Source organism: Allorhizobium pseudoryzae (genome assembly GCF_011046245.1).
In the GTDB taxonomy this organism is placed as follows: Bacteria; Pseudomonadota; Alphaproteobacteria; order Rhizobiales; family Rhizobiaceae; genus Neorhizobium; species Neorhizobium pseudoryzae.
The window spans coordinates 2,244,068-2,261,465 of record NZ_CP049241.1 but is presented as its reverse complement, the minus strand read 5'-3'; the positions used below and the strand labels follow the sequence as shown (position 1 = coordinate 2,261,465).

Here is a 17,398-nt window from a genome sequence, read left to right as displayed (position 1 = left end):
AAATCTTACGGCGCCTTGCCGGATGCGGCAATCGTATCCAGCATGATCTGCGCGCGGTTGGCGACGTTGCGCGGGGTTTCGGCATCATTGGCGATGTCCTGGAACCACTGCTTGGCCTTGGCCATGTCACCGGCCTTGTACGCCGAAAGGCCCAGCGCTTCGCGCGCGGAATGGCGAAGCGCCTGCCCGGGCGTTGCCATGACCTCCACCTCGGCGGAGACCTGGTCATAGGTGCCGGTATCGATCAGGATCCAGGCCGCGCGCATCTTGGCGAGTTCGCGCAGAACCTCCGGAACGGAACTATCGGCCGCCACGGCGTTGAACGCGGATACGGCACCGGCCTTGTCACCCTTTTCCGAAAGCAGCGTAGCCGCGCGCAGGCGCGCCAGCACCGGATAGGACCCGCCACCATTCTTTTCCAGATCCTGCAGCGCCGTCAGCGCCTCATCCGTCTTGCCTTCCTTGGCAAGGTTGAGCGCCGAGAGAAAGGCATCGCCGTAGACAGAGGCATTGTGCGAGTGCCAGTATTCGTATCCACGATAGCCGGCGGTGCCGAGCACGACCAAAGCGGCTCCACCAATGATGAACGGCCGGAAGCGGCGCCAGAAGCTCGAAAGCTGTTCGGAGCGCAGTTCGTCGTTCACTTCGCGGATAAAGCTGTCGTTGTCGTGTGCCATGCCAAACTCCGGGCCAAACTCCGGCCGCACGGCGGCCCCTGGATCTCGAAAGCCTGCCTTCTAACCTATTTTGCCCAGGATGTAAGGGGGGATGTAAACGGCTCGCCGCGACGTTGACTGCTCTCACCGACAAGAGACAAAGCGGTGCGCTGGATTTTGCAAGGCCCTGATACCGGGAAAGCAGACCAGGTTTGAGCTGCGGGCTGAGCCCTCGCCCCGCCTTTGCCGTATTCGGCACCGACAAGTCCCGCTTTGCAAGCTTATTACCAAGGATCTGTTTTGCGCCTTCTGACCGCCTTTGCCGCCGCCCTTCTGGCTTCCGCCGCCACCGCCGACGCGGCAGACAAGCAACAACAGCTTGTGTTGATCTCCTTCGACGGCGCCGGCAACAATGCGCTCTGGCAACGAAGCCGGGATTTCGCCAAACAAAGCGGCGCGCATTTCACGTATTTTCTCTCCTGCACGCTGGTGATCGACCGCGAGCGGGCGAAAACCTATCAGGGGCCGGGACAAAAGGCCGGCCGCTCGAATGTTGGCTTTGCTGAGACGAAGGCGGAAGCGGTCGCCCGGCTGGAGCATGTCTGGCAGGCCCATCAGGAAGGCCACGAGATTGCCAGCCATACCTGCGGTCACTTCGACGGCAAGGATTGGGCATCTACGGACTGGCGCCAGGAAATGCAATCCTTCCGAACGGTTCTCACCTCCGCCTGGAGCGATGTCGGTGCCGCAGACCGCGAACCCTCCGAGTGGCGCGGTTTCGTCCAATCCATCCGGGGTTTCCGTGCGCCTTATCTCTCGACATCCGACGCGCTGAACGAGGCAGAACGGCGCGAGGGTTTCACCTATGATGCCAGCGGCGTCACCAGGGGTCCGTCTCTGCCGGAAACAGCACACGGTGTTTTGAACTTCGGCCTGCCGCTGATCCCGGAGGGCCCGGAACAGCGCAAAATCATCGCCATGGACTACAACCTCTTCATCCGCCATTCGGCGGGCGTGGAAAACCAGAGCCGAACGGTGGAATTCGAGGAGCGCGCCTATTCGGCCTTCCGTGCCGCCTTCGACCGGGAATATGCCGGCGAGCGCGTTCCGCTGCAGCTCGGTTTCCATTTCGTCGAGATGAATGGCGGCGCCTATTGGCGGGCCATGGAACGGCTGGCAACCGAGGTGTGCCGCATGCCGGATGTCGCCTGCGTGACGTATGGCGAGGCGATCGAAGCGCTGCGTGCACGCGCAGAGCCGGAACGCCGGTCGGGTCTCTGAAACGGCAGGACCCGCATCACCGGTCGGCAATGCGGGTCCTCGTCAGTAGAATGTCGGTTCAATCAGGTCGGCTTGTTGGCGGCGAGTTCACCGCCCTCTGCCTCGCGTTTCAGATGATGCTGGTCGATCACCGGCAGCGGCTCTCCGTCAATGGCGGCCTCGAAGGCTTTCAGACGCTTGTAGATCGACATCAGCTCCACGAAGGTCGTCCAGGAATTGATGAGATACTGGAAAGAGCCGCGCACCTGCTCGAACACATTCATGATCTGGCTCATCAGACCGAGCGTGACCTTGCCGGCCACAATCGAGGGGATCAGCACCACGGTTCCGAAGATGTTGTCGGCCTGCAAGTAGAAGATGCGGGCAACATTGAAATACATGTAGTGGAAGTAGAGCCGGAAATAGTTCTTGCGCACATTGGCGAACAGCTGGTTGATCGTTACCGGCTGCGCACGGCCCTCATCGTCCTCGCCATACACGAGTTCCTTGCGGTAGGCCGCTTCCACACGCTGGTTGCGGAATTCCAGCCCCGGCAGCTTGATGCCGATCAGCGCCAGGAACACCGTGCCGAACAGTGACCAGACAATCGCTGCCCAGACCAGCGCATGCGGAACCTGGCCGAAATAGGGAAGCTCGTTCACCGTTTCGGAGAAGGTGAACAGAACCGGCAGGAAGGCGATCAGCGTCATGATGGCACGCACGAAGCCGACGCCGAGACCTTCCACCGTCGAGGAAAAGCGCATCGTGTCTTCCTGCACGCGCTGGGAAGCCCCTTCGATATGGCGCAGCTTGCCCCAGTTCGCCATGTAAAACTCGTTCATCGCGGTGCGCCAGCGGAAGATGTAATGGCTGATGAAGAAGAGGTTCAGCACGCCGACGGTAACGGCGACGAAGGCAATGCCGACGAAACCCAGCATCCCGGTGTACAACTGTTCCGCGGTCACCGGTGCGGTACGGGCCAGCGCCTGCTGGATGAGGTCATAATAAGGTCCGTACCAGGCATTGATGGCGACGCTGACCTGCACCGAAAAATAGGTGGTGAAGATGATCAGCGCCGAGCCCAGAACCGACCACATCTGCCAGCGATGCGGGGCAAACCAGAACCAGAAGGCGGAAAAGATCGCCACGCCGGCGGCGTAATAGAGATAGAACCACAGAAACGGCGTGGACCAGAACACCGACACGCCGATGATCGGGCTTTGCCCGTCCGGCAACGGCGGCAGGCCGATCGAGGCACCGAGCGCCTCTCCGCCAGCATACCAGCCGAAGATCAGGATCAGCGCCCAGATGGCGGCGGAGGAAAAAAACAGTTTGGGACGGGGGAAGAACGAATGGAACACGGAATGCGGTTTCCCTTGCTGCAGTACAAACGTCTGAAGGACGCGATGTGCGCAGAACCTATGCCAGTTGCGAGAGTGCGGCAATGGCCGACACGGCAGGGTTAAGCATTTGTAACCTTCATCGAATTGGGCGAAGCCCAACAACAAGTTTCCCATAGGTTGTATTATGAATGCGTATTGTCAAATATACGGCGAATTTAACCTAACATTAAGTCAGTTTTTGAGATGTATTGAACCAAGTTTCGCTAAGTACGTTGTTCGGTGGTCTGATGAGCAGGTCGTTGACCGTGGCATGAATGTTTAATATTTCTTAATCCGCCGACTTCTTGCCACGGGAAGGAACGGATCGAACCCAAGGAGGTTTTGATTTGTCCTTTCTCCGGAACGCCCGTATCCGCACCAAAATTCTGTCTTTAGTTGCCTCCATTGTCGTGGTGGGCGTGGGTGGCGCAGGCATCATGGCAAGCGGCTACAAGGAAGCAGATTCGGCCTATTCCGCCTTCATCTCGGAAGACATGTCATCCGCGATGGAAATGGCGCGTTCAACGACGTCCCTGCTTGCATCGGAGGCTGCCGCCTATCAGATCGTCCACCTGGACGATGCCACCGAGAAGCAACTGGCTCCTTTGGACAGCTACAACGAAGGGAAAGCGACAGTTTTCAGGCGTCTTGACAAGGCCAAGGAACTGGACATTCACGCCTCCACCGACATCGACCGGTTCGCAAGCCGCGCCAAAGAGATCTATACAAAATTCGACTCTGCCATTGCGTTGGACGGTCAGGGCAAGACATCGGAAGCCACAGCCATTCTTGTCGGCATCGACAAAGACATTGTCACCTGGCGCACCGACTTGCGGAATTGGAACAACAACCGGATGACGGAGCTCAAGGCGCAGTCGGTTGTTCTGAGCAATCAGAACAGTGCGATGATCCTCAGCATTCTGACGGGTCTCGCCGTATGCTTCGCCGCCATCATCGCTGCCGCCCTCTTCATCTCGTCTCGCGGCATTACCGGCCCGATCGAATTGATGCGGAACCGCATGCTGTCGCTCGCTGACGGCAAGACCGAGGAGGAAATTCCCGGCATCGGTCGTCGCGACGAACTGGGCGAGATGGCGGACGCCGTTGCCGTCTTCCGCGTCAATGCCATCGAGCGCATCCGTCTCGAGGCAGAGGCAGACGCCAACCGCAGCCTGTCGGAAACGGAACGCCTGCAGAGGGAAGCGGAGAACGCCAGGGTCGCTGCCGAGGTGAAGTTCGCCGTCGATAATCTTGCCGGCGCCCTCTCGCGTCTCGCTGACGGCGATGTCTCCTATCGCATCGACCAGTCCTTCGCGGAAAGCCTGGATCAGGTTCGCCACGACTTCAACCATTCTGCCGACAAGTTGCAGACCGCGCTGAAGGCCGTGGCCCAGAATGCCCGAGGCATCGATGCCGGCGCAAATGAAATCAAGTCGGCGGCCGATGATCTGGCCAAGCGGACAGAGCAGCAGGCCGCGGCCGTGGAAGAAACCGCAGCCGCCCTGGAAGAGATCACCACGACGGTGAAGGATTCCACCCGCCGCGCCCAGGAGGCCGGTGATCTGGTGGCCCGCACCCGCCGTGGTGCCGAGCAGTCCGGTGATGTGGTGCGCCGCGCCGTCGCCTCGATGGAAAAGATCGAGAAGTCGTCCTCCGAAATCTCCTCGATCATTGGTGTCATCGACGAAATCGCCTTCCAGACGAACCTCCTGGCGCTGAACGCCGGCGTCGAGGCGGCCCGTGCGGGTGATGCCGGCAAGGGGTTTGCGGTCGTTGCCCAGGAAGTGCGTGAACTGGCCCAGCGTTCCGCAACCGCTGCCAAGGAAATCAAAGCCTTGATTTCCACTTCCAATGGACAAGTTCAGGAAGGCGTGCAGCTGGTCGGCGAAACCGGCAAGGCGCTGGAGACGATCGTCACCGAAGTGCATGAGATCAACCGCCATGTGGCGGCGATCGTGGAAGCCGCTCAGGAACAGTCGTCCGGCCTGCAGCAGATCAACACGGCCGTCAACCAGATGGACCAGGACACTCAGAAGAACGCCGCCATGGTGGAGGAATCGACCGCCGCCAGCCACGGCCTTGCCCGCGAAGTCGCGTCGCTGAACGAGTTGCTGTCGCAGTTCAAGCTGGCAAACGGTGGCACCGCGGCACCGGTGGCACGCATCGCGGCGGCCGAGGCAAAGCCGGCAGCCTCTCCGGCCCGTGCGCTCGGACGCAAGCTCGCCAGCGCCTTCTCCGGCAATGCCGCACTTGCGACCAAGCCGGCAGACAGTTGGGAAGAGTTCTGATCTCGAACCAACGACAATTTGAAACCGAGGAAGGGGCCGGCGCCAAGCCGAGCCCCTTTTTCATTGCATCCGCCTCAGCTGTGCCGCAGCACAGGCATCATCAGTACGGCCGAGAGGAGGAGGACGATCGCGGCCAGCACGGAGGCCAGCGTAAACGACCCGCTCCATTCCGTCGCCCAGCCGGCAACGAGCGGCCCGACGATCTGGCCCGTGCCGAACGCCGCCGTCATCAGCGCCAGCGCCCGGCGCGGGCTGCTTGGCGCAAGGGCACGGGCGATCTGCAGACCATAGGCCGTCACCGTCATGAAGGTGAGGCCAAGCAGCAGCCCACCAAGCAGCGCGCCCGACACGGGCGGCAGCAGGACGGAAGCGAACACACCACCTGCTTCGAGCAACAGGCAAAGCAGATAACAAAGCCCGAGGCCAAGCCGCCGGGCGATGGGTTGCCAGAGAAACAGCGCACAGGCCGCGGCAAGCCCCGTCACCAGCCAGGCGCCCGCTTCCACGGCGGCGCCCGCCGCGGCCATGCGCACGATGGCGACGAGGAAGGTGGCCGTGACCACGTAACCGAACCCGAACAGGCCATAGGAAACGGTCAGCAGCACGAGCGGCCGCGTCCAGGTCATCGGCGGCTCGGGCGATGCTTGCCGGCCCTGCACCGGCTTTGGAAGATGCCGCGCCACGAACAGCGCAGCACACAGAACAATCATGGCCCCGCCGACCCAGTCCAGCCGCCAGCCATGCGCGGCATCACCGGCAGCGCGCTGGATGAGGAAGGCGACGACGGACGAGAGCGCAATGCCCAGCCCCACGCCGCCAAAATGCACCGATTGCACCGCGCTGCGCCCCACCGCATAAGGCAGCACGATCGAGGAGGTGAAGATCATCGCAAAGGCGCTGGCAAGCCCGGCGCAAAAGCGGATCAGGATAAAGAGCGGCAAGGAGACCGTGGTCGCCATCGCGGCGAGAAGCAGAGCGGTGGCAAACAGTCCGCACAGCGACAGCAGCCTCTCGCGGCCGGCGGCCCAGCCCTGGCTGGCAAGCAGCGCCCCGGCGAGATAACCGGCAAAATTGCCGCCGGCAATCAAACCCGCCTCGGCCGCCGACAGCGGAATGCCGCTCATCATGCCGGGCAGAACGGGAGTGAAAAAGAACCGGCCGAAGCCCATGGCCGCCGCCATGGCGACGGCACCGGCAAAACCGATCAGCAGTGAAGGTTCGGGGGAGGTGATGCGGGACATGCCCCTTCGTCGCAGCAAAACGGCAGGGGCGCAATTCAGGAATTCTGACGCAACCCATCAGAACGGGTGATGCGGAAACCGTCCGATGCGACCGCTCAGGCAGCGCTCGCCTTCAGCAAGAAATCGGCCTCTGGGCCGGAGTGATGCCCCGAACAGCCCACAGCAACCGTGTCGCATCATAACCCTGCCGCCTTGCGCAGTGCTTCGGTCATCCGGCTTCGCCAATCTTTGCCCTGCGCCTGAAACCGCTGCAGAACCTCAGGCTCGACGCGGATGGTGACCGCCACCTTCGGGGACTCGACCGGCGGACGACCGGGTCCGCGGCGGGCGATTTCCCGATCAATGCTGGCAGCCATCTCCGGAAAGACCGCGGCAAAAGGACGTGCCTCGGCTATTTCCGCATCGCTTGCCTCCGGCGCATCCGGATCGGAGGCAATCATCCGCTGGATCTCGGTTTCTTCATCTTCCGTCAGCGGACGTCTGGATGCAAACTTGGCCGTCATCGCACGCTCCGTTCCTTGCTACTCGCGGGCCGCATGGAGATCACCGACAGGGCCTCAGCGCCCAATGGACGAAACACCACCGCGATGATGATGCGGCCATCAAGCTCGCCAATCGCCATGAAGCGACCCGACTTCGCGGGAATGACGGTGGAAGCAGCGAAGAACTCGATCGTCAGGTCGGCGAAGTCGAGACCATGCTTCTCGAGATTGGAAAGCCGCTTGCCTTCGTCGTAGATGATCTTCATCGCAGTTTCCGGACATAGGAAATCTAACGCAGAGAGAGATAAAAGTACACATTAATTCACGGAAGGCCAGTGCGAGGATGGACCCCGCCCCTACTCCGCAAGCGTCAAGATCAACGGGCCGTTGCGGGTCACGACGATGGTGTGCTCGAACTGCACCGTCGGCGCCTTGGGATCGCTGTAGAGCGTCCAGGGATCGCCATTGCCGCCGTCTTCCGCCCACTCGCCGCCGAGCGAGAGGAAGGGTTCGACGGTGAAGACGAGGCCCTCGTCCATGAGGCGGCTCTCGGCCGGATCCGGCCAGGTCGGCACCTCCGCCGGCTCCTCATGCAGCGAGCGGCCGATGCCGTGGCTCGCGAGGTTGGTGATGAGCGTATAGCGGTTCTTTTTGGCGAATGTACCGATGGCCTGGCCGATGCCGGCGATCGGCTTGCCGGGCTTCACCTGCTGCAGCCCGGTCCAGAGCGCGCGGCGTCCATCGCGCACCAGTTTCTCGATCTCGCGCTTCACCGGGGGCACGGCGAAGGACGAGCCCGTGTCGCCGAAGAACCCATCCTTGACCGCAGAGACGTCGATATTGACGAGATCGCCTGCCGCAATCACCCGGCTGCCCGGAATGCCGTGCGCCACTTCCTCATTGACGCTGATGCAGGTCGCACCCGGAAACTGGTAGCAGAATTCCGGAGCCGACTGCGCGTCATGGTCTTCCAGCACCTTGCGGCCGATCCGGTCGAGTTCCAGCGTGGTGATCCCTGGCTCCAGCGCCTTCGCCATCACATCGACCGCCTGGGCGCAAATGCGCCCGATGGCCTTCAGTTTCTGAAGTTCGTCGTCGGAGGTGATGATCATGGGACAAATCCGGCTGCCGTTTTAGGCGGCGGGTTTCGCCCCATCTTGGGCAGGCGTCAACGCTTTTCTGACAAGCGGCGCCACCTTGGTGCCGAAAAGCTCGATGCCGCGCATGATCTCATCGTGCGGCATCAGGCCGATCGCCATCTGGATCAGCAGCCGGTCATTGCCGAAGACCTTGTGAGCGGCAATGATTTTTTCCGCCACCGTTTCCGGATCGCCGACGAAGAGATTGCCGGGCGCAGAGCGGGCGCGATCAAACTGCGTGCGGTTGGTCGGCGGCCAGCCGCGTTCGCGGCCAAGCCGGTCCATGACCGCCGCCTGCGGGCCGTAAAACTGGTCTGCCGCCTTGTCGGTCGTGTCGGCAATGAAACCATGCACGTTGATGCTCGTCTTCAGCGTCTTCGGATCGTGACCGGAGCGGCGCGCCGCCTCCCGGTACAGTTCGAAGAAGGGCGCGAAACGGGCGTAGTCGCCGCCGATGATGGCGACCGCCAGCGGCAGGCCCATGGCGCCGGCACGGGCCACCGATTGCGGCGTGCCGCCCACCGCGATCCACACCGGAAGCTTGTCCTGCAATGGGCGCGGATAAACGCCGCGCCGCTGGATGGGCGCCCGGAGTTCCCCTTCCCAGTCAACAATCTCGTTGTCGCGGAGCGTCAGAAGCAGGTCGAGCTTTTCGGAAAACAGCCGGTCGTAATCGTTGAGGTCGTAGCCGAAGAGCGGATAGGATTCGATGAAGGAGCCCCGCCCCGCCATGATTTCTGCACGCCCGCCGGAAAGCAGATCGACGGTCGAAAACTGCTGGAAGACGCGGATCGGATCGTCCGAACTCAAGACCGAAACGGCGCTGCTCAGACGGATGTTCTTCGTCTTCACAGCAGCGGCCGCCAGTACGGTGGAGGGCGAGGAGACGGCATAATCCGGCCGGTGATGCTCGCCAAGTCCGAAGACATCAAGCCCCACCTGGTCGGCAAGCTCGATCTCCTCGATGAGATGTTTCAGCCGGGTGGCGGCATCCTGGCCGCGGCTGCCGCTGGCAATGTTCGGATCGACATCCGCAAACGTATAAAGGCCGAGTTCCATGACGGTCATTCCCTTCTGTTCTTGGACGCTAGATAGGGACCGAGGCTTCTCGATGAAACAGGAAAGTTTCGAAGACCCCGTTCGAAAAACTGGATGAAGCCGCGATGCTAATATGAATCCGACTGCAATGACTTGTCCGTTTCCGCTCACGCAGCGCTTCAGGTTATCGGATCTTCTGCCCAAAAACACCAGGAAATTCAAGCGCCAACGGAACCAGTGCGCGAAAGACCGCCGTCATCTCCTTCAAAAGATTCACGCTTCCGACACCGGCAAGCCGCAGGCTTGCAGGCTAAAACAGGCCCCTCCCCTGCTGCTTGCCTGCCCCTGGCGCAACGCCCGTCGCGCGCTATAGTCCGGCCTTCATTTGCCACGTGAGGATACCATGGCCGATCTTTCCGCCTTCCCCATCACCAGCCGCTGGCCGGCAGCCAATCCGGACATCCTGCAGCTCTATTCGACGCCAACGCCAAACGGCGTGAAGGTGTCGATCATGCTGGAGGAGACCGGCCTCGCCTATGAGCCGCATTTCATCAATATCGGCCAGAACGAGACCTGGGGCGAGGAATTCCTGTCGCTGAACCCGAACGGCAAGATCCCGGCCATCCTCGACCCGAACGGTCCGGACGGCAAACCGCTGGCACTGTTCGAATCCGGCGCGATCCTGATCTATCTCGCCGAAAAGACCGGCCAGTTCCTGCCGAAAGACGCCGGCGCCCGTTTTGAGACGATCCAGTGGGTGATGTTCCAGATGGGCGGCATCGGCCCGATGTTCGGCCAGTTCGGCTTTTTCCACAAGTTTGCCGGCAAGGAGATCGAGGACAAGCGCCCGCGTGACCGTTACCTCGCCGAGACGAAGCGTCTGCTCGGCGTTCTCGACCAGCGCCTGGCGGGCCGCGACTTCATGATGGGCGGTGACGTGACGATCGCCGACTTCGCCATTGTCGGTTGGATTCGCTCGCTGATCGGCTTTTACGAAGCCCGCGATCTGGTGGAATATGACACGCGACGCAACCTATCCGCCTGGTTCGACCGCATGATGGTGCGGCCCGCCGTGCAGCGCGGCGTGGAAATCCCCGCACGCCCCTGAGATGCGCTGATATCCCACTTCCCGCCGGGATACACGCCAGATCAACCCTTTGTGAGCCACTCTCGGGAAGGGTTGATCCCACCATTAACCATTCGGTAACTCTCCTGCCGAACAATCACGCGCTGTCACACCCGCTCTCGTTTCGCGTGCGGGATGTATCCATCTGCCATGATCAGGAGAGTTCGATGTCCGCCAAGGCATGCGCCCTAGCCGTTTCCGCCGTTCTGTTGACTGCGCTCAGCGCCAGTGCACAGCCCACCCGCGTCAAACAGTTCGAAGCATGGGGCGTTTATTCCTATGGCAGCGGCAGCAACAAGAGTTGCTATGCGCTCTCCGTGCCGACGACCGCGCTCCCGGCGAGCGTGAACCACGGCGACAACTTCTTTCTCGTCGCCCCTCAGGCCGGCGCCTCCTCCTATATGCCGCAGGCCATCATGGCCTATGACCTGAAGACCGATAGCCGCATCACGCTCACCATCGGCAGCGAGACTTTCACCCTGGTGCCGAAGGACAAGACCGCCTGGGTGCGTGATCCGGCCCGCGAACCGGCCCTGGTTGCGGCCATGCGCGGCGGTTCGGACATGACGCTGAAGGCGACCTCCGCCCGCGGCACCAATACCAGCTACACCTATTCCCTGAAGGGGGTGACGGCGGCCTTGCAGGCTGTGCGCAACTGCCGCTGACGGGGCACTCCCGCAGGGCATGACAAGCCGATTGCCAGCCCTGCCCATTTGCGCATAACCTCCCTGAAGCGCTGCAGCATGCAGCCACACGAAGGGGAGGAAAAACATGGCAAGAACCGTCGTCGTCACCGGCTCCACCAGCGGCATCGGGCTCGGCATTGCCCGGGCCTTTGCCGCCGATGGCGCCAATGTGGTGATCAACGGCTTCGGCAAGGCCGACGAGATCGAGGCGGCCCGTGCCGAGCTTGACCGGCTGGGCGAAGGCACGGTGCTCTATCACGGCGCCGACATGACGAAGCCCGACGAGATTGCCGACCTGATCGGCCTTGCGGAAAAAAGCTTCGGCACCATCGACGTGCTGGTCAACAATGCCGGCATCCAGCATGTGGCGAAGATCGAGGATTTCCCGATCGAGAAGTGGGATCAGCTGATCGCGATCCTGCTCTCGTCTGCCTTCCACACCATGCGCAACACCATTCCGCTGATGAAGAAGGCCGGCAAAGGCCGCATCATCAATGTTGCCTCCGCGCATGGACTGGTTGCATCGCCGTTCAAATCGGCTTATGTCGCTGCTAAGCACGGCGTTTTGGGATTGACCAAAACCGCCGCACTGGAATTGGCCGAATTCGGCATTACAGTGAACGCCATCTGCCCCGGCTACGTGCTGACGCCCCTCGTGGAGAAACAGATCCCCGACACGGCGCGCGAACGTGGTATCTCGGAAGAGGCGGTCAAGACGGACGTCATGCTCCGCCTGCAGGCGACGAAGGAATTCGTCTCCATCGAGGAAGTGGCTTCAACGGCACTTTTCCTCGCCAGCGACGCAGCACGACAGATCACCGGCACACACATCTCCATCGACGGCGGCTGGACCGCTCAATAACCTTGGCAAGGGAACACGCATGACGTCAGCCATCCGCTTTATCCTCAATGGCGAAGAGGTTTCTCTCGGCGACTTTGCGCCCACGGAAACGCTCCTGGATTATCTGAGGCTGAGGCGGCGGCTGACCGGCAGCAAGGAAGGCTGCGCCGAAGGGGATTGCGGCGCCTGCACGGTGCTTGTCGGCCGACTGATCGGTGGCGCCTTGCGTTATGAGGCGGTCAATGCCTGCATCCGCTTCGTCGGCTCGTTGCACGGCACCCATGTGGTGACGGTGGAACACCTGGCGGCCAAAGACAGCAAATTGCATCCGGTGCAGCAGGCGATGGTCGATTGTCACGGCTCGCAATGCGGCTTCTGCACGCCGGGTTTCGTCATGTCGCTCTACGGATTGTGGATGGCGAACGACAATCCGAGCCGCGCGGAAATCGAGATCGCGCTGCAGGGCAATCTCTGTCGCTGCACCGGGTATGAGCCGATCATCAAGTCGGCGGAACAGGTGGCAACCGAGCGCCCGAGCGCCCTCTTCGACCCGATCGAACGCGACCGCGCCGAGATCATGGCCAAGCTCTGGACCATCCGCGCCGCCTCCGACACCATCACCGTGACCAAGAGCAATGACCGGGCGATCATTCCAGGCACCCTCGATGCGCTGGCCGAAGTGCTCGCCGCAGAGCCTTCCGCCACCATCGTCGCGGGCGCAACCGATGTCGGGCTCTGGGTGACGAAACAGATGCGGCCGCTGAACCCGGTCGTCTTCATCAATCACCTGACCGATCTGCAGACGATCACGGAAGACGAGACGGGGATCGTGATCGGCGCCGGCGTCACCTATGCGCAGGCGCTTAGTGTTCTCGAAGGCCGCCACCCGGCGCTCGGCCGCCTGATCGACCGCATCGGCGGCCAGCAGGTGCGCAACATGGGCACGATCGGCGGCAACATCGCCAATGGCTCGCCGATCGGCGACACGCCGCCGGCGCTGATCGCGCTTGGCGCGGAACTGACCCTGCGCTCCGCCGCGGGAAGCCGGACCATGGCGCTCGAAGATTATTTCATCGCCTACGGCAAGCAGGACCGCAATCCGGGCGAATTCGTCGAGAAGCTCACGGTGCCGGATGCGCCGGAGGATGCCTATTTCGCCGTCTACAAGATTTCCAAACGCCGCGACGAGGATATTTCCGCCCTTCTCGGCGCCTTTTATCTGGCGCTCGATGCGGAAGGCTGCGTCGAAACCTGTCGCATCGCGTTTGGCGGCATGGCAGCCACCCCGAAGCGGGCCAAGGCCGTGGAGGCAGCCCTCACCGGCCGTCCCTGGAGCTGGAACACGGTTGCCTCCGTCCGCGACGCCTTCGACGAGGATTACCAGCCGCTCTCCGATTGGCGCGCGACCGCCGAATACCGCGCGCTGACTGCCAAGAACCTGCTCACCCGCTTCTTCCTGGAAACTGCCGGCCAGCCACAGGAACTGGCGCGGTTCGAGCCCGAGGAGGCGTGAGGGATGGCAAGCCGCACTAAAAGTCTGAAGAGAAAAGACCCCTCCCCAACCCCTCCCCACAAGGGGGAGGGGCTTAATCCGCCGCACCCTCAGCATTCACATTGGGCGACAGCATTGCCGCGAGTCCTCTCCCCCCTTGTGGGGGAGATGGCGGCAGCCAGAGGGGGTCTTTTTCGGGCCGGACGGAGTCATCGCCACCAGCCAATTGCTAAACGCATCGTCATCGAAGGAGCCCGCTGATGGATACCACCACCTTCGACACCAAGGACACCATCAACGGCCCGATGCACGCCTCGCTGCGGCATGATTCCGCCCACAAGCATGTCACCGGAAGCGCCGAATATATCGACGACATTCCCGAACCCGCAGGCACGCTGCATGCCGCGCTCGGCATGGCGGACCGCGCCCATGCAGACATCCTGTCGATCGACCTCTCGGCAGTGAAGTCTGCCCCCGGCGTCGTCATGGTGCTGACGGCGGACGATATTCCGGGCGTCAACGACGTCTCCTCCAATGGCAGCCATGACGAGCCGCTGCTCGCCACCAGCAAGGTCGAGTTCCACGGCCAGCCGATCTTCGTGGTCATCGGCGAGACCCGCGACCAGGCGCGCCGGGCCGCGCGTCTGGCGAAGATCGAGTATCGCGACCTGCCGCACTGGACGGATATCGACGCCGCGCTGGAGAACAACGCGCCGCTGGTCATCACCCCGATGACGCTGAAGCGCGGCGAACCGGACACCGAGATGGCCAAGGCGCCGCGCCGCCTGAACGGCCGCTTTTACATCGGCGGCCAGGAGCATTTCTATCTGGAAAGCCAGATCGCCTTCGCCATTCCGGGCGAGGACGAGGACGTGACCGTCTGGTCCTCCACGCAGCACCCGACGGAGGTGCAGCACATGGTGGCGCATGTTCTGAATTGCGCGAGCCACGCGGTAACCGTCAACACACGCCGCATGGGCGGCGGTTTCGGCGGCAAGGAAACGCAAGGCGCGCATTTTGCCTGCCTCGCGGCCGTCGCCGCCAAGAAGCTCAACCGCGCCGTCAAATTCCGCCCGGACCGCGACGAAGACATGATGGTGACCGGCAAGCGGCACGATTTCCGCGTCGATTACGAACTGGGTTTTGACGACGAGGGCCGCATCCACGCGGTGGACGCCACTTTTGCGGCGCGCTGCGGTTTCTCCTCAGACCTCTCCGGCCCCGTGACCGACCGTGCGCTCTTCCATGCGGATTCCAGCTATTTCTATCCGCATGTGCACCTTACCTCGAAGCCGCTGAAAACCCATACCTGCTCCAACACCGCCTTTCGCGGTTTCGGCGGCCCGCAGGGCATGGTGGGCGGTGAGCGTTTCATCGAGGAAATCGCCTATGCGGTCGGCAAGGATCCGCTCGATGTGCGTAAGCTGAATTTCTATGGCGAGCCCGGCTCCGGGCGGACACTGACGCCCTACCACCAGGAGGTGGAAGACAATATTCTGCTGCGGCTGGTGGAAGAGCTGGAGACCTCCAGCGACTACCGGGCGCGCCGCCAGGCCATCATCGAGTTCAACGAGAACAGCCCGGTCATCCGCAAGGGCATCGCTTTGACGCCGGTAAAATTCGGCATTTCCTTCACCATGACCGCCTTCAACCAGGCCGGTGCGCTGGTGCATGTCTATTCGGACGGGTCGATCCACCTGAACCATGGCGGCACCGAAATGGGCCAGGGCCTTTACACGAAAGTGGCGCAGGTGGTGGCCGATACCTTCAACGTCGATATCGAGCGGGTGAAGATCACCGCCACCACCACCGGCAAGGTGCCGAACACATCCGCCACCGCGGCCTCCTCCGGTTCGGATTTGAACGGCATGGCAGCCTATGATGCGGCGCGCCAGATCAAGGATCGGCTGATCGATTTTGCCTGCCGCAAATGGCAGGCGAAAGCCGAGGATGTCGAATTCCTGCCAAACCGCGTGCGCATCGGCACCGAGACGGTGAGCTTCGACGCGCTGGTGAAGGCCGCCTATTTCGACCGCGTGCAGCTCTCCGCCGCCGGCTTCTACAAGACGCCAAAAATCCATTGGGACCGCGCTGCCGGCAAGGGCCGCCCCTTCTTCTACTTCGCCTATGGCGCCGCCTGCTCGGAAGTCTCGATCGACACGCTGACGGGCGAATATCTGGTGGACCGCACCGATATCCTCCACGATGTGGGCAAGTCGCTGAACCCGGTGATCGACATCGGCCAGGTGGAAGGCGCCTTCGTGCAGGGCATGGGCTGGCTGACGACCGAGGAGCTGTGGTGGGATGCCAAGGGGCGGCTTCGCACGCATGCCCCCTCCACCTACAAGATCCCGCTCGCCTCCGACCGGCCCAAGATCTTCAACGTCAAGCTGGCGGATTGGTCGGAAAACCGCGAACAGACGATCGGCCGCTCCAAGGCCGTCGGCGAACCGCCCTTCATGCTGGGCATTTCGGTGCTCGAAGCGCTCTCGATGGCGGTCGCCTCGATTGCCGACTACACCGTCTGCCCGAGGCTCGATGCGCCTGCAACGCCCGAGCGCGTGCTGATGGCGGTGGAGCGGCTGAAGGCCCTGTGATGAGAATTTTTTCAATTCCGTCTGGCAGTTGGGCACACCCGCCCAACGCTTGCGAAACGCGTGAAAGCGCACCCCAAAATAGAGGTCGGCCATCATGACCGCCCTCGCCGCCTTCCTCACCCGAAATCCCGACGCCGTCCTCGTCACTGTCGCGCAGGCCAAAGGTTCGACGCCGCGGGAAAAGGGGGCGCTCATGCTGGTGTCCGCCACGGAGATCTTCGGCACCATCGGTGGCGGGCAGCTGGAATTCATGGGGATCGACAATGCCCGGGCCCTGCTTTCCGGCAAGGGCGTCTCTCGGATGGACATTCCGCTGGGTCCGGAGATCGGCCAGTGCTGCGGCGGGCGCACGCAACTCGCCTTCGAGAGGCTCACCCCACGTCTGATCGCCGACCTTGAGTCACGCCTTGCCGCCGAGGAAGACGCCTATCCGCGAGTCATGCTGTTTGGCGCCGGGCATGTGGGACAAGCGCTGGCAACGGCGCTGGCGCCCCTTCCCTTGCGGGTCACGGTGGTGGAAACCAGGGCCGAGGCGCTCGACGGCCTGCCCGATACGGTGGAGAGACGTCTGGCGGCGATGCCGGAAGCCCTCATCCCGGATTTGCCCGGAGGCAGCGCCGTCGTGATCCTCACCCATGATCACGCGCTGGATTTCCTGATCGCCAGGCAAGCGCTGGCACGCGGCGATCTCGCCTATGTCGGCCTGATCGGGTCGGCCACCAAACGCGCGACCTTCAAGCACTGGCTGGACCGGGAAGCCGGCGGCACGGTCACCGCAGACCGTCTCGTGCTGCCGATCGGTGGTACCGAGGTGCGCGACAAACGCCCGGCGGTGATCGCAGCCCTGGTGACCGCCGAACTCCTCACCGCCCTGGCAGGCCGTCCTTAGAGCGGTCGCCGCAGGAACGCGTCACGGGCGGCATCGAAGGCCGTCGGCTGGCTCACGAAGCGACCGCGCTTCGGGTGGAGATCGGTCAGACCGAGATCCTGCCGCAGAGAGTTGGACATCTCTTCGGCATGAAGCCTGTTGGTCCGTCCCGTCTGGGGATTGCCGGACGGCTGACGCTGCCTGAGCAGCGTGACGAACAGGTCGCGGAACAGTCTGATGGGGATAATTACCTGTATTCGTTGCATCTTGCATCACCGTCTGAGCTGGTATCTAGTGACAGG

At 62.4% G+C, this 17,398-nt stretch carries 16 protein-coding genes; 8 read left to right on the top strand and 8 right to left on the bottom strand.

Features of this window, described 5'->3' with window-relative positions:
- Positions 1–5 precede the first annotated feature (5 nt).
- A complete protein-coding gene (locus G6N78_RS10955; RefSeq protein ID WP_165218302.1) occupies positions 6–677 on the bottom strand; it encodes a tetratricopeptide repeat protein in 672 nt (223 codons plus the stop codon).
- A 279-nt stretch (positions 678–956) separates the two neighbouring features.
- On the opposite strand from G6N78_RS10955, the gene G6N78_RS10950 reads away from it, so the two are divergent.
- The gene (locus tag G6N78_RS10950) at positions 957–1,937 is read left to right on the top strand and encodes a polysaccharide deacetylase family protein (protein WP_234905781.1); all 981 of its coding nucleotides are present in this window, start codon (positions 957–959) and stop codon (positions 1,935–1,937) included.
- A gap of 62 nt (positions 1,938–1,999) precedes the next feature.
- Here G6N78_RS10950 and bacA read toward each other — a convergent pair whose 3' ends face one another.
- Positions 2,000–3,277 (bottom strand): bacteroid development protein BacA, encoded by a 1,278-nt coding sequence (gene bacA, locus G6N78_RS10945; RefSeq protein ID WP_165218298.1) that lies wholly within the window; start codon positions 3,275–3,277, stop codon positions 2,000–2,002.
- A gap of 368 nt (positions 3,278–3,645) precedes the next feature.
- On the opposite strand from bacA, the gene G6N78_RS10940 reads away from it, so the two are divergent.
- The gene (locus G6N78_RS10940; protein WP_165218296.1) at positions 3,646–5,586 is read left to right on the top strand and encodes a methyl-accepting chemotaxis protein; all 1,941 of its coding nucleotides are present in this window, start codon (positions 3,646–3,648) and stop codon (positions 5,584–5,586) included.
- Positions 5,587–5,660: 74 nt separating this feature from the next.
- Here G6N78_RS10940 and G6N78_RS10935 read toward each other — a convergent pair whose 3' ends face one another.
- From G6N78_RS10935 to G6N78_RS10915, 5 genes are all read right to left on the bottom strand, one after another.
- Positions 5,661–6,827 (bottom strand): YbfB/YjiJ family MFS transporter, encoded by a 1,167-nt coding sequence (locus G6N78_RS10935; protein WP_165218294.1) that lies wholly within the window; start codon positions 6,825–6,827, stop codon positions 5,661–5,663.
- A 176-nt stretch (positions 6,828–7,003) separates the two neighbouring features.
- Positions 7,004–7,330, bottom strand: a complete 327-nt coding sequence (locus G6N78_RS10930) for a BrnA antitoxin family protein (RefSeq protein ID WP_165218292.1) — start codon at positions 7,328–7,330, stop codon at positions 7,004–7,006.
- On the bottom strand, positions 7,327–7,575 hold the full coding sequence (locus tag G6N78_RS10925; protein ID WP_165218290.1) for a BrnT family toxin: 249 nt from the start codon (positions 7,573–7,575) through the stop codon (positions 7,327–7,329). The genes G6N78_RS10930 and G6N78_RS10925 overlap by 4 nt, the downstream gene beginning before the upstream one ends.
- A 90-nt stretch (positions 7,576–7,665) precedes the next feature.
- Positions 7,666–8,421 carry a type I methionyl aminopeptidase gene (gene map, locus G6N78_RS10920; RefSeq protein ID WP_165218288.1) on the bottom strand — a complete coding sequence of 252 codons (756 nt, stop codon included), beginning with the start codon at positions 8,419–8,421 and terminating at the stop codon, positions 7,666–7,668.
- 21 nt (positions 8,422–8,442) lie between these two features.
- On the bottom strand, positions 8,443–9,507 hold the full coding sequence (locus G6N78_RS10915) for an LLM class flavin-dependent oxidoreductase (RefSeq protein WP_165221632.1): 1,065 nt from the start codon (positions 9,505–9,507) through the stop codon (positions 8,443–8,445).
- A 382-nt stretch (positions 9,508–9,889) separates the two neighbouring features.
- On the opposite strand from G6N78_RS10915, the gene G6N78_RS10910 reads away from it, so the two are divergent.
- The 6 genes from G6N78_RS10910 to xdhC all read left to right on the top strand — a co-directional run bounded on the left by G6N78_RS10910 (position 9,890) and on the right by xdhC (position 17,117).
- Entirely contained in the window at positions 9,890–10,594 is a 705-nt protein-coding gene (locus G6N78_RS10910; RefSeq protein WP_165218286.1) for a glutathione binding-like protein, read from the top strand.
- A gap of 185 nt (positions 10,595–10,779) precedes the next feature.
- On the top strand, positions 10,780–11,277 hold the full coding sequence (locus G6N78_RS10905) for an invasion associated locus B family protein (protein WP_165218284.1): 498 nt from the start codon (positions 10,780–10,782) through the stop codon (positions 11,275–11,277).
- Positions 11,278–11,383: 106 nt separating this feature from the next.
- Positions 11,384–12,160 (top strand): 3-hydroxybutyrate dehydrogenase, encoded by a 777-nt coding sequence (locus G6N78_RS10900; RefSeq protein WP_165218282.1) that lies wholly within the window; start codon positions 11,384–11,386, stop codon positions 12,158–12,160.
- Between the two features lie 19 nt (positions 12,161–12,179).
- Positions 12,180–13,652, top strand: a complete 1,473-nt coding sequence (gene xdhA / locus G6N78_RS10895) for a xanthine dehydrogenase small subunit (RefSeq protein WP_165218280.1) — start codon at positions 12,180–12,182, stop codon at positions 13,650–13,652.
- 239 nt (positions 13,653–13,891) lie between these two features.
- Complete coding sequence (gene xdhB, locus G6N78_RS10890; protein WP_165218278.1) at positions 13,892–16,228, top strand: xanthine dehydrogenase molybdopterin binding subunit; 2,337 nt, start codon at positions 13,892–13,894, stop codon at positions 16,226–16,228.
- A 94-nt stretch (positions 16,229–16,322) separates the two neighbouring features.
- Entirely contained in the window at positions 16,323–17,117 is a 795-nt protein-coding gene (gene xdhC / locus G6N78_RS10885; RefSeq protein ID WP_165218276.1) for a xanthine dehydrogenase accessory protein XdhC, read from the top strand.
- Here the strand turns inward: xdhC and G6N78_RS10880 are convergent.
- Positions 17,114–17,362, bottom strand: a complete 249-nt coding sequence (locus tag G6N78_RS10880; RefSeq protein ID WP_165218274.1) for a hypothetical protein — start codon at positions 17,360–17,362, stop codon at positions 17,114–17,116. The genes xdhC and G6N78_RS10880 overlap by 4 nt on opposite strands.
- Positions 17,363–17,398 lie beyond the last annotated feature (36 nt).

Excerpts from the sequence above, each read along its gene's own strand:
- G6N78_RS10955 (WP_165218302.1), bottom strand. The coding sequence starts at position 677 with ATGGCACACGACAACGACAGCTTTATCCGCGAAGTGAACGACGAACTG.
- G6N78_RS10935 (WP_165218294.1), bottom strand. The coding sequence starts at position 6,827 with ATGTCCCGCATCACCTCCCCCGAACCTTCACTGCTGATCGGTTTTGCC.
- G6N78_RS10930 (WP_165218292.1), bottom strand. The coding sequence starts at position 7,330 with ATGACGGCCAAGTTTGCATCCAGACGTCCGCTGACGGAAGATGAAGAA.
- G6N78_RS10925 (WP_165218290.1), bottom strand. The coding sequence starts at position 7,575 with ATGAAGATCATCTACGACGAAGGCAAGCGGCTTTCCAATCTCGAGAAG.
- map (WP_165218288.1), bottom strand. The coding sequence starts at position 8,421 with ATGATCATCACCTCCGACGACGAACTTCAGAAACTGAAGGCCATCGGG.
- G6N78_RS10915 (WP_165221632.1), bottom strand. The coding sequence starts at position 9,507 with ATGGAACTCGGCCTTTATACGTTTGCGGATGTCGATCCGAACATTGCC.
- G6N78_RS10910 (WP_165218286.1), top strand. The coding sequence starts at position 9,890 with ATGGCCGATCTTTCCGCCTTCCCCATCACCAGCCGCTGGCCGGCAGCC.
- G6N78_RS10905 (WP_165218284.1), top strand. The coding sequence starts at position 10,780 with ATGTCCGCCAAGGCATGCGCCCTAGCCGTTTCCGCCGTTCTGTTGACT.
- G6N78_RS10900 (WP_165218282.1), top strand. The coding sequence starts at position 11,384 with ATGGCAAGAACCGTCGTCGTCACCGGCTCCACCAGCGGCATCGGGCTC.
- xdhA (WP_165218280.1), top strand. The coding sequence starts at position 12,180 with ATGACGTCAGCCATCCGCTTTATCCTCAATGGCGAAGAGGTTTCTCTC.
- xdhB (WP_165218278.1), top strand. The coding sequence starts at position 13,892 with ATGGATACCACCACCTTCGACACCAAGGACACCATCAACGGCCCGATG.
- xdhC (WP_165218276.1), top strand. The coding sequence starts at position 16,323 with ATGACCGCCCTCGCCGCCTTCCTCACCCGAAATCCCGACGCCGTCCTC.
- G6N78_RS10880 (WP_165218274.1), bottom strand. The coding sequence starts at position 17,362 with ATGCAACGAATACAGGTAATTATCCCCATCAGACTGTTCCGCGACCTG.